The sequence below is a fragment of the Thalassospira sp. UBA1131 genome (assembly GCF_002311515.1).
Taxonomy (GTDB): domain Bacteria; phylum Pseudomonadota; class Alphaproteobacteria; order Rhodospirillales; family Thalassospiraceae; genus Thalassospira.
Genome location: NZ_DCAO01000067.1, coordinates 46,438 through 57,562, shown reverse-complemented (window position 1 = coordinate 57,562; position 11,125 = coordinate 46,438). Strand labels below are relative to the sequence as shown.

The window sequence follows — 11,125 nt, the reverse complement described above, 5'->3', positions numbered from 1 at the left end:
TGTCATTTGTTGTTCAGCATCGCCTGGGGAATGGCGAAATCCGCAAGATGCAGGTGCATGCCGGCCTGATAGAGCTGCATGAACGCAAATACATTCACACCACCAATGTCGATATTACCGAGCGCGAACATTACGAACGCATGCTCAAGGATGCCAACCGCAAACTGGCCGAGGAACGCCAGCGTCTTGATGAAATCATCTGGGGTACCAGCGCTGGCACATGGGAATGGAACGTTCAGACCGGCGAAACCCGGTTTAACGAGCGCTGGGCCGAAATCATCGGTTACACGCTCGAAGAACTTGGTCCCGTAAGCATTGATACATGGTTGGCATATTGCCATCCCGAAGACCTCGAAAAGTCCGAGGCCGCCTTGCAAAGCACCTTCCGGGGTGAGACCGATCACTATCAGTGCGAATGCCGGATGCGCCACAAGGATGGCAGTTGGGTATGGGTTCTTGATCGCGGCAAGGTCGTGGAATGGGATGCGGATGGCAATCCGCTGCGCATGTCGGGCACCCATGCTGATATCACGCCGACCAAGGCAGTCGAAGCCGAAATTCGCAGGCTTGCCCAGACCGATCAGCTGACCGGTCTTTCCAACCGCTATCAGTTCAATTCAATGCTGTCGCAGATCATTCAGATCAACCGGCGCTTTGAAAAAAGCATTGTTTTACTACTGCTTGATCTTGATCGTTTCAAACAAGTGAATGACACGTTTGGCCATCCGGTCGGGGACAAGCTTCTGGTCGAAGTGGCCGAAATCATCAAACGCAATTGCCGTGAAGCCGACGTCGTTGCCCGTCTTGGCGGCGATGAATTCGCCGTGGTCCTGCCATTGATGGATGATGTCCGCGATGCTGCCATTCCGGCCCAACGGATTATCGAGGAAGTGTCACGTCCCCTGATCATTGATGGCAACGAGGTTCATGTTGGGATCAGTATCGGCATCTCGACCTGTGCCGATCACAACGGAACGCCGGACTCAATCTATCGCGATGCCGACAAGGCGCTTTATCGTGCCAAGAATTGCGGGCGTAACCGTTTTTGCTTCTATGTCGAAGGCGGCTGCAACGAATGCGGCGCGCTTGATCGGGAACTGTGCGGCCGATACGCCCTGAACCCGCAAAGCCATGATGGCTAGGTAAGGTTGGCGGGCGTTCGCAGGGTTACTGCATCCACTTCGCGATCATTTTGTGCTGCACGGCTGCCTGTGCGGCCACCCGGTAATAGGACAGCAATTCACGCATCGGCGATGACATCCGGTCAAAGCCGGAAATAAACGCCACGATGATACCAACCGATGTCTGGCCCTGGATCACAAGGTAACCGCCAACAAACAGCACGCAAATCGGTGCCAGCGCATTCAAAAGGTTGATCAGCGACTTCATGCCGAACTTCAAGACGAAAAGCTGCATGCGATTATCAAACAATGCGGTGATGCCCTTATTGATCGGGCGAAGCTGTTCGTCATCATCCTTGTCGGTCGACATTTCCGAAAGTTCGTCACTGACATCGCGCATCTTCTCAACCCGTGCTTCAATAAGCGCATTGATGCGTTTCTGAATGACCGGCACGAGTGCGACCTGCGGGATCAGGGCGATCACGCCAATAAGTCCAATCATCGGCTCGACACTGATCATATAGCCAAGGCCAAAGATCAGCATGCCGCTATTGACCACCGGCTGTGACAGGCCATCGCCCACAAACCCGCCAAGCTTTTCGATCTCGGACCCGATGATCGAAACCGCACGCCCGTTGCTTTCATCCTGGCTGCCAGCCTCGTTATGGGCGTGCAGGCGCGTTAAGTGCTTGCGGTTATACTGGATCGCACTTTCACTCAGCCAGCCTTCGTAAATCCGAAGCACGAACTTGATCCCGCCATGGACGATAATCAGGCCGAGATAAAGGGCTGCCAGCGTGATCAAAAGATCAAAGTCCTGTGGTGTGATGGCGTTATCGACAATCCGGCGTTGCAGCTCGATCGGTGCAATGCCAAGGGCGGCCACCAGCACCGCAAGGCTGCACACCACAACCTGATGCCAGCCACTCATCCGCCAGACATACCCCCATAGGGAGCTAGCAGGGCGGTCGTCGCCGGTTTTTTCCGGATTGCGCGGGCTGAATTTAAACATGGGCTCAATCGATTGTGGTGACGAAGGCGATAAAGGTATGTTTGGTGTACGTGTTCTGGGTGCCCCGGATCAGGGACGGTTACAGTGTGCACCATAATGCCAACGCCTTGCGCATCAAAATGATCCAGCGGCGGGGACGGGTGGATCTGCTGCTCTAGACTTTAGTTCAGCCCGCACGGATATATCGAAATGACGTTAGGGAAATCAGGCGTTTAGGGGCTATTCTGGAGCTCTGTCAGAACAGCAAAAATAATTGGCATTCCAGTACCGAATAATGCTATTTCATTCTCCAGACGCGCATACCGGGCCGAAAAGTGCCAGAAGGCCGACCACAGCAAGGAAAACGCAACATGCAGGATATTGTCGCCAAACTCGAAGCGAAGCGCGCCGAAGCTGCCATGGGCGGCGGCCAGCGCCGCATTGATAATCAGCATGCCAAGGGCAAGCTCACCGCGCGTGAACGCCTTGACGTACTGCTTGACGAAGGCTCCTTCGAAGAATGGGACATGTTTGTCGAACATGATTGTGTGGATTTCGGCATGACCGAAAACCGCATTCCCGGCGACGGTGTTGTCACCGGTCACGGTACGATCAATGGCCGTCTGGTCTTTGTATTCTCTCAGGATTTCACCGTTTTCGGTGGCGCCCTTTCGGGTGCCCATGCGCGCAAGATCGCCAAGATCATGGATCAGGCGATGAAGGTTGGCGCACCGGTGATTGGCCTTAATGATTCGGGCGGCGCGCGTATTCAGGAAGGTGTTGAAAGCTTGGCGGGCTATGCCGATGTCTTCCAGCGCAATGTCGAGGCATCTGGCGTCATCCCGCAAATTTCCCTGATCATGGGGCCATGCGCCGGTGGTGCTGTTTACAGCCCGGCGATGACCGACTTCATCTTCATGGTCAAGGACAGCTCCTATATGTTCGTGACCGGTCCTGACGTGGTCAAAACCGTCACCCACGAAGAAGTCACCCACGAACAGCTGGGCGGGGCATCGACCCACACCAGTGTGTCGGGTGTTGCTGATCTGGCCTTTGACAATGATGTCGACCTGCTGCTTCAGACCCGGCGTTTCATGGACTTCCTGCCACTGTGTAACAAGGAAGACCCGCCCGCGCGTCTTTGCGAAGATCCGATCAACCGCGATGACTTCTCGCTTGATACCCTGGTGCCAGAAAACCCCAACATGCCCTACGACATGAAGGAACTGATCACCAAGATCGTGGATGAGGGCGACTTCTTTGAAATTCAGGCCGACTACGCCAAAAACATCATTATCGGCATGGCGCGCATGGATGGTCGGACGGTTGGTGTCGTCGCCAACCAGCCGATGGTTCTGGCCGGTTGCCTTGATATCGACAGTTCCAAAAAGGCCGCACGCTTCGTGCGCTTCTGCGATGCCTATAACATTCCGATTGTCACCTTCGTTGATGTGCCGGGCTTCATGCCGGGCACCGCACAGGAATATGGCGGCATCATCAAACATGGTGCGAAACTGCTTTATGCCTATGCCGAGGCGACCGTGCCCAAGGTCACCGTCATTACCCGTAAGGCCTATGGCGGGGCTTATGACGTGATGTCATCAAAACACCTGCGCGGTGACGTCAACTATGCCTGGCCGACCGCCGAAATTGCGGTGATGGGGCCAAAAGGGGCGGTGGAAATCATCTTCCGTGCGGATATGGATAATCCGGCAAAGATCGAAGCCCGCACCGAAGAATACCGCGAAAAATTCGCCAACCCGTTTGTCGCGGGCCGCAAGGGGTTCATTGATGATGTCATCATGCCGCATGGCACACGCCGCCGCGTCTGCAAGGCGCTTGGCATGCTGCGCAACAAGGACATCAAGAACCCTGAAAAGAAACACGGCAACATTCCGCTGTAAGACAAATTGGGAGACAGAAAAATGTTCAGCAAGATCCTGATTGCCAACCGCGGTGAAATCGCCTGCCGTGTGATCAAATCAGCTCGCAAAATGGGCATCAAAACCGTTGCGGTTTACTCAGATGCCGACAAGGCCGCCCTTCATGTTCAGATGGCCGACGAAGCCGTCCGTATTGGTCCGGCGCCGTCGAACCAGTCCTATCTGATTATTGAAAACATCATCGAGGCCTGCAAATCCACCGGGGCCGAGGCTGTCCACCCCGGTTATGGCTTCCTCTCGGAAAATCAGGCCTTTGCCAAGGCACTTGATGCCGCCGGTATTGCCTTTATCGGCCCGCCGAATGGTGCAATTGCCGCCATGGGCGACAAGATCACGTCCAAGAAAATCGCGGCTGACGCCGGTGTTTCGACCGTGCCGGGCTATATGGGCGTGATCAAGGACACCGCCGAGGCGATCAAGATCGCCAACGATATCGGTTATCCGGTGATGCTCAAGGCATCCGCTGGTGGTGGCGGCAAGGGCATGCGGATTGCGCGTAATGACGCCGAATGCCGCGAAGGCTTCGAACGTGCCACGTCCGAGGCCGCAAGTTCCTTTGGCGATGACCGCGTCTTTGTCGAAAAATTCGTCGAAGAACCGCGCCATATCGAAATTCAGGTGCTGGCCGACAAGCACGGCAACGCGATCTATCTCGGCGAACGCGAATGCTCTATCCAGCGTCGCCATCAAAAGGTCGTCGAAGAAGCCCCGTCACCCTTTATCGATCCCGCAACCCGCAAGGCCATGGGCGAACAGGCTGTGGCACTGGCGCGTGCGGTGGATTACTGCTCTGCCGGCACGGTGGAATTCATCGTTGATAAGGACAAGAACTTCTACTTCCTTGAAATGAACACCCGCCTTCAGGTCGAACATCCGGTCACCGAACTTGTCACCGGTCAGGACCTTGTCGAATGGATGATCAAGATCGCCGACGGTGAAAAGCTGACGCTCAAACAGGATGACGTCAAACTGACCGGCTGGGCCATGGAAACCCGCGTCTATGCCGAGGATCCCTTCCGCGAATTCCTGCCCTCTACCGGGCGTCTGGTGCGTTATCAGCCGCCTGCAGAATCAGACACCGTACGTGTTGATACCGGCGTCTATGAAGGCGGCGAGATTTCGATGTTCTATGACCCGATGGTCGCGAAACTGATCACCTATGGTGAAAACCGCGATCAGGCGATTGGGGAAATGCGTCGCGCGCTTGATGCCTATTACATTCGTGGCATTTCGCACAATATCCCGTTCCTGGCGGCCGTTATGGCCAATAAACGCTTCCAGGATGGCAACATCACCACCAACTTCATCGCCGAAGAATATCCGGATGGTTTCTCGGCCGATGATCTGCCCAACGATGATCCGGCAACCCTGATCGTGGTGGCCGCCTACATCAATCAACGCCACGCCGAACGCAATGCCGGCATCACCGGTCAGGTCAGTGACCATCCGCTTGAAATCGCCGAAAGCTGGGTCGCGGTTTGCGGGGATGACCATACCCCGTTCGATATCGAGTTCGATGGTGTTAACGGTGATTACATCGTCGCCATCGGCGATCGCAGCTATGGCGTGGTCTCCGACTGGAAGATCGGCGATCCGCTGTTTGTTGGTGAAATCGACGGTGCGCCGGTCTGCGTGCAGATAGACATCGAAGGGGTGGGTTACAAACTCGCCGCCAACGGCATTCAGCGCCACTTCAAGGTCATGCTGCCACGCGTGGCGGAACTACAAAAACTGATGCCGTTCAAAGCCCCGCCAGACATGTCAAACTTCCTGCTCTCGCCGATGCCGGGTTTGCTCGTCAAGGTATCGGTCGAGGAAGGCCAGACCGTCCAGCCGGGCGAGGAGCTCTGCATCCTTGAAGCCATGAAAATGGAAAACGTCCTTAAATGCGAAAGCAAGGGCGTGGTCAAAAAGATCCACGCCGAACAGGGCGCCAACCTCTCGGTCGATGCGATTATCATCGAGTTTGAAAAAGACGAATAAGCCACCCGATCCCTCTGGGGTGATGCTTTAAAAGGGCGCGATCCTCAAATTGGATTGCGCCCTTAACTTTTCTCAAATTTTGCAGCTACTCTTAGTGGTAGTTTTTCATAACCTCCGGAAGCGATATAGTCTTTTGGCGCAACGGGAGGTTCTTGTGGCTCGATTTAGTAGCGTTTTCCAGTTGTCGAACTCTCAAGCAGAGCTCGATTTCGTAGATATTGAACTTGATGGCGATGTTCCGCTTTACTTAGATCCCTATGCCATCCAAATCCGAGAAGATGAGTGGTCAGAGGTGTGTGGAGACCACATCAGAAGTTTCTTTGACGAGGTTCTTCAAGGATTGCGGGCTGGAGACAACGATCGGGTTGTACACCTTCTGTCTCATTTAGGGGAGCCAAATGAGACACATCTAGGCCAATCAAAAGGGCCTCCGCGAGGCAGAGGTTTCAGTATTGAGAAGGCGGAGAAGCTTGCTGACGCGCTTCGCAATAGCAGGGCGTTCGAGACCGGTTTACTTGCCGATGTCGCGGAAGCCGAACTTTTTATTCACGGAGTGGGGCCGGATCTAATCTCAGACCTCACTACCAATGTGCTCAGACTACCTTTAGCTACCTATACATTAAACCAATGCAATTTATATGACATTGAAACAGTAGAGGTCCGCACCTTGGAACCATGCTGGAACCCGGTAGCGCGTCGGTGGGAAAGCAGAACCCTCCATTTGCCGGTCCATCAGGGTGAGCCAATTCTCTTGGTGCCCAAGTTCAGTGTTCGACAACGATTATGCCTAGATGGGCAAGAGTTTTATAACTTCCACATGATTGAGTATCTCCGGGCAGAGTATCTAGCTGCAGGTGGAGGCATAGTTCACTTCTTCAAGGACGGACGGCCGCATGTCTTTAAGAAGGATGTGAAAGAAAGGCATCCGTTCTCGAAAGATGACCTAGCTGATTTCGTTCGAGATAACCCAAACGTTCTTGAGCTATATAAGCAGGTAAAAGGTGCCGAAGGTGCTTTAAGTACTAAAGACTTTGACGAAGCATTTGATGAAAGAGAATTCGCAAGTGGGTTACCGGAAGTGCTTGAACGCATTCCAACTGGAAACAACGATGCGGATGCCTACCACAATTGTGTTTTGGGAATTCTAACTTTCCTATTTTATCCCAACCTTATTAACCCAATAAAGGAAATGGCGATACACGAGGGGCGCAAGCGTCTGGATATTAAATACACGAATACGGGTGAGCGAGGTTTTTTCAGCGCAATACTTCAATCTCCGCAAACAAGGGCTCTATCCGTACCAGTGGAGTGCAAAAACTATTCAACGGACGTTAATAACCCAGAACTCGACCAGTTGACTGGAAGGTTTGGTCATGCGCGCGGATTTTTGGGGTTCTTATTATGTCGGTCTGTGAATGACCGAGCTAGGTTGCTTCAGAAATGTAAAGATGCGGCTCTGGATGGTCGTGGGGTGATCATAATTTTAGAAGACGTTGACCTAAACGAAATGCTTCGGTTCGTCTCAATCGGTTCTCGAAGGAACATCAGCGACTTTCTTCAAGGCAAGTTGGATGCGGTTATTCATTAAATTGAACAACCTAAGTTAACTTCTGGCGCTGTTTGCTTATCGCGACAGCGCCTTTTCTTTAACCTGTTCAAATACTTGTGTTTTCAAGGCCTTTCCGATCCGTTTCACGCATATTAAATACAGATAACGGGGCTTTACGAGGCGTTTGCACTGCCATATGGTCGTGAATTGAGGCCGTAATACCCTGTGAACATCGAGGTTGACTGCCAACGCATTGAACGTGCCTGCGGCCATCCAATAACAAGAAACGAGGCTTAAGAATGTACAAGCTGATTGCTTTTGATGGCGACGATACCCTGTGGCACAACGAGCCACTTTTCCGCCAAGCCCATGTGCAGCTTCGCGAAATGCTGGGACATTATGTTGATCCCGAACAGGTTGATGATCGTCTCTATCAGGCCGAGTTGGCCAACCTTTCCATCTATGGCTATGGCGTGACGGGCTTTACCCTGTCGATGATTGAAACCGCGATCGAATTGTCTGATCGTAAAATCAGCGCCGAAGACATCCACAAACTGGCCGAAACCGGCAAATCCATGCTGCGTGCGCCCACCCGGATCATTGACGGGGCCGAGGACGTGCTGAAACAGTATGCCAAGCACCCGAATTACAAGGTGGTCCTGATCACCAAGGGCGATCTGATCGCCCAGCAGCTCAAGATTGATCGCTCCGGGTTCGAGGACCTGTTTGACGGGATCGAGATTGTCTCGGAAAAGGACCCGCTGACCTATCGCAACATCTTTGGCCGCTATGGCGTTGATCCCGAGGAAGCGATCATGATCGGCAATTCGATGAAATCCGATATTCTGCCGGTCCTTGCGTGTGGGGCGACCGCGATCCACATTCCCTATGAAATCACCTGGGTCCATGAAATGGTCGATCAGACCGAGATCGACAATGACAAGGTCATCACGGCCGAAAGCATTGCCCATGTGCCCGGGATTATCGAGAAACTCGAAAACCAAAAGACCAGCGGGAGTATGGAACATGTCTGATTGCGCCGGTTCTGAAATGTCGACCGAGGCCGTTCTGGCCAACGGCCCGGCGGCCGATCTGGATCCGCAAACCAAGCTCGAACTCGAAGCCGCTGCCTTTCGTGGGCTGGTCACGCACCTCCAAGATCGCAAGGATGTTCAGAATATTGATCTGATGAACCTTGCCGGATTCTGCCGCAATTGCCTCGCCAAATGGTATCTGGCAGCTGCCCGCGAACGCGGTGTTGCGATGGATTATGATGGGGCGCGCGAAGTCGTCTATGGCATGACCTATGACGCCTGGAAGGATAACCATCAGGCCCCGGCATCTGATGAACAGAAACAGAAGTTTCAGGACACTGCCCATCTGCATGCCAAGATCCCCGGCGCGAAATAAGCCGCGGATAAAACCATCGACAAGGTAGGAGGCCCGATCATGACCGATACAAGCCCCGACCCGTCAACGGGCGATGGCAACATCGCCGTCCACGCCCGGATCGAAGGCCGGGTGCAGGGTGTGTGGTATCGCGCCTGGACCGTCGAAGAAGCCCGCAAACGCGATCTGACCGGCTGGGTGCGTAATCGCAATGATGGCTCGGTCGAGGCGGTATTTTGCGGTCCGGCCAAGGTGGTGCAATCCATGATCACCGCCTGCCACCAAGGCCCGACCCATGCGCGTGTGGATCGCATTCATGAAGAACCGGCACTCGAAGACGGGTTTGCCACGTTTGAAAAGCGCCCAACCGCTTGAAACAGAGTGTGCGCCAAGGCGTTGGCGGCTTTGTTAAACCGATTGCAAAAGCCTTTTTCCAATTGATTCTGGAAAAAGGCTTTTTCTTTATCGCACTGCGGTGGCATGGTTATGAAATCCTGACTGCATGGTCAGACGCAATGCGTCGGGAAATCAACAGGGAGACTACACATGACCTTTATCGCAAAATCATTTGGCGTTGCTGCCATTGTTGCGACCAGTGCGCTTTGCGCATTCGGCGCACAGGCAGAGCCGGAACAGAATGACGGCCTGAACGGCACGCTGTGGCTGCAGACCTCGGTCGAATACAAAACGACTGCCATGTCGGTCTATGCTGGTGCCACCCGTTTGCTTGATGCCGCCATTGGCGATCACAGCTGGACCGCTGCACTCGAGCAAGACGGCAACTATATGACCAAGCCGCCGGCAGTCATTCTGGACGTTGATGAAACCGTTCTGGATAACTCCGCCTATCAGGCATGGGTTGTCACCGACAAAACCCATTACAGCTCAAAAACCTGGGCGGCCTTTGTACATGACATGATTTCCACCCCGACCCCGGGCGCGCTGGAATTCACCAAGGCGGCTGCCGCCCGCGGTGTTGAAGTCTTCTATGTCTCGAACCGCAAGGCCCCGGAAGAAGAACCCACCATCGAAAACCTCAAGAAATATGGCTTCCCATACGCAGACGAAAAGCATGTCATGTTGCGTGGCGAAGTCGAAGAATGGGGTTCGAACAAAACCCCGCGCCGTGCGGCTGTGGCCGAAGACTACCGTGTGATCATGCAGTTTGGTGACAATTTCGGTGACTTCACCGATGAAATCGATGGCTCGATCACTGAGCGTCTCGAAGTCATGGAAAAATACGGCAATTACTGGGGCGAACGCTGGTTCATGCTGCCCAACCCGAGCTACGGCTCATGGGAAGAAGCAGCCTTCGGTGGCGATTGGGGCAAGTCGGGCGATGAACGCCGCCAGGACAAACTCAATGCCATGTCCCCGTGGGCAGGCCCGGCCGAGTAATCCTTGCCGCCTATTTACGTTAACGGGCGTCCCGACCGGGGCGCCTTTTTTATATCTAACCTTCTGCGCAGCCTCCGGGGTTCATCTTTGCTGCGCGATGGTGTTAGGGTCATGTATCGGGCTTTAACCGCTTTGCACGCGCCACCACGCAGGATGTTATGAAAGCGACTGCCAACGCCGCCACCGCGCACCGTGATCGTGTCCCACTGGCTGTCGGGACGATCATATTTACCGTTTTCGCCCTGTCGCTGGGTGATGCGCTGATCAAGCAATCGAGCAGCCAGTTCGTCATCTGGCAAATATTCGTCGTCAGATCGGCAATCGCCATTCCCTTTCTGTTGGGCTATCTCGCCATTCGATCCCCGTCGGCCTTGCGCCTTGGCCATGCTTTTGGCTGGACCACGTTGCGCAGCCTTCTGCTGGTGGTGATGTGGGTTTGCTATTATCTGTCCCTGCCGCATCTGACCCTGTCTGTGGCGGCGGCAACCTATTACACCTTGCCGATTTTCATCACACTATTCAGCGCCGTCACGACCCGAACCAAAATCAGTAGAACCGGTTGGCTTGCCGTCATCATCGGCTTTGCGGGCGTGTTGTTTATTCTGCGTCCGGATGCCGGAAACTTTAATGGTTATGCATTGTTGCCGCTGTTCGCGGCCATGCTCTATGCGGTGGCGATGATCTTGACCCGCACCAAATGCCGGGACGAACATCCGATCAAGCTTTCGCTTGCGCTGAACATCGCCTTTGT

The 11,125-nt window shown here is 54.0% G+C and carries 10 protein-coding genes; 9 read left to right on the top strand and 1 reads right to left on the bottom strand.

Annotated elements, in window-relative coordinates; translation table 11 throughout:
- Positions 1 to 1,142: diguanylate cyclase domain-containing protein (locus B3Z49_RS10785; RefSeq protein WP_296990731.1), on the top strand; the 1,142-nt coding region annotated here is incomplete at its 5' end.
- Between the two features lie 25 nt (positions 1,143 to 1,167).
- On the opposite strand, the gene B3Z49_RS10780 is transcribed toward B3Z49_RS10785, so the two are convergent.
- Positions 1,168 to 2,133 (bottom strand): ABC transporter ATP-binding protein, encoded by a 966-nt coding sequence (locus B3Z49_RS10780; protein ID WP_064790771.1) that lies wholly within the window; start codon positions 2,131 to 2,133, stop codon positions 1,168 to 1,170.
- Positions 2,134 to 2,483: 350 nt separating this feature from the next.
- On the opposite strand from B3Z49_RS10780, the gene B3Z49_RS10775 reads away from it, so the two are divergent.
- From B3Z49_RS10775 to B3Z49_RS10740, 8 genes are all read left to right on the top strand, one after another.
- Positions 2,484 to 4,016: an acyl-CoA carboxylase subunit beta gene (locus B3Z49_RS10775; protein ID WP_063087055.1), complete on the top strand. Its 1,533-nt coding sequence runs from the start codon at positions 2,484 to 2,486 to the stop codon at positions 4,014 to 4,016.
- Positions 4,017 to 4,037: 21 nt separating this feature from the next.
- Positions 4,038 to 6,038, top strand: a complete 2,001-nt coding sequence (accC, locus tag B3Z49_RS10770; RefSeq protein ID WP_197145327.1) for an acetyl-CoA carboxylase biotin carboxylase subunit — start codon at positions 4,038 to 4,040, stop codon at positions 6,036 to 6,038.
- A gap of 154 nt (positions 6,039 to 6,192) precedes the next feature.
- On the top strand, positions 6,193 to 7,626 hold the full coding sequence (locus B3Z49_RS10765) for a hypothetical protein (RefSeq protein ID WP_296990722.1): 1,434 nt from the start codon (positions 6,193 to 6,195) through the stop codon (positions 7,624 to 7,626).
- Positions 7,627 to 7,886: 260 nt separating this feature from the next.
- Positions 7,887 to 8,621, top strand: a complete 735-nt coding sequence (locus B3Z49_RS10760) for an HAD family hydrolase (protein WP_296990721.1) — start codon at positions 7,887 to 7,889, stop codon at positions 8,619 to 8,621.
- Between the two features lie 58 nt (positions 8,622 to 8,679).
- On the top strand, positions 8,680 to 8,997 hold the full coding sequence (locus B3Z49_RS10755; protein WP_414716252.1) for a DUF1244 domain-containing protein: 318 nt from the start codon (positions 8,680 to 8,682) through the stop codon (positions 8,995 to 8,997).
- A gap of 39 nt (positions 8,998 to 9,036) precedes the next feature.
- A complete protein-coding gene (locus tag B3Z49_RS10750; RefSeq protein ID WP_296990717.1) occupies positions 9,037 to 9,351 on the top strand; it encodes an acylphosphatase in 315 nt (104 codons plus the stop codon).
- A gap of 171 nt (positions 9,352 to 9,522) precedes the next feature.
- Entirely contained in the window at positions 9,523 to 10,374 is an 852-nt protein-coding gene (locus tag B3Z49_RS10745; RefSeq protein ID WP_296990715.1) for a 5'-nucleotidase, lipoprotein e(P4) family, read from the top strand.
- Between the two features lie 158 nt (positions 10,375 to 10,532).
- A partial coding sequence (locus B3Z49_RS10740) for a DMT family transporter (RefSeq protein ID WP_296990713.1) occupies positions 10,533 to 11,125 on the top strand: 593 nt, incomplete at its 3' end.

Bases quoted from the DNA above. Each gene is read 5' to 3' on its own strand.
- B3Z49_RS10780 (WP_064790771.1), bottom strand. From the start codon at position 2,133: ATGTTTAAATTCAGCCCGCGCAATCCGGAAAAAACCGGCGACGACCGC.
- B3Z49_RS10775 (WP_063087055.1), top strand. From the start codon at position 2,484: ATGCAGGATATTGTCGCCAAACTCGAAGCGAAGCGCGCCGAAGCTGCC.
- accC (WP_197145327.1), top strand. From the start codon at position 4,038: ATGTTCAGCAAGATCCTGATTGCCAACCGCGGTGAAATCGCCTGCCGT.
- B3Z49_RS10760 (WP_296990721.1), top strand. From the start codon at position 7,887: ATGTACAAGCTGATTGCTTTTGATGGCGACGATACCCTGTGGCACAAC.
- B3Z49_RS10750 (WP_296990717.1), top strand. From the start codon at position 9,037: ATGACCGATACAAGCCCCGACCCGTCAACGGGCGATGGCAACATCGCC.
- B3Z49_RS10745 (WP_296990715.1), top strand. From the start codon at position 9,523: ATGACCTTTATCGCAAAATCATTTGGCGTTGCTGCCATTGTTGCGACC.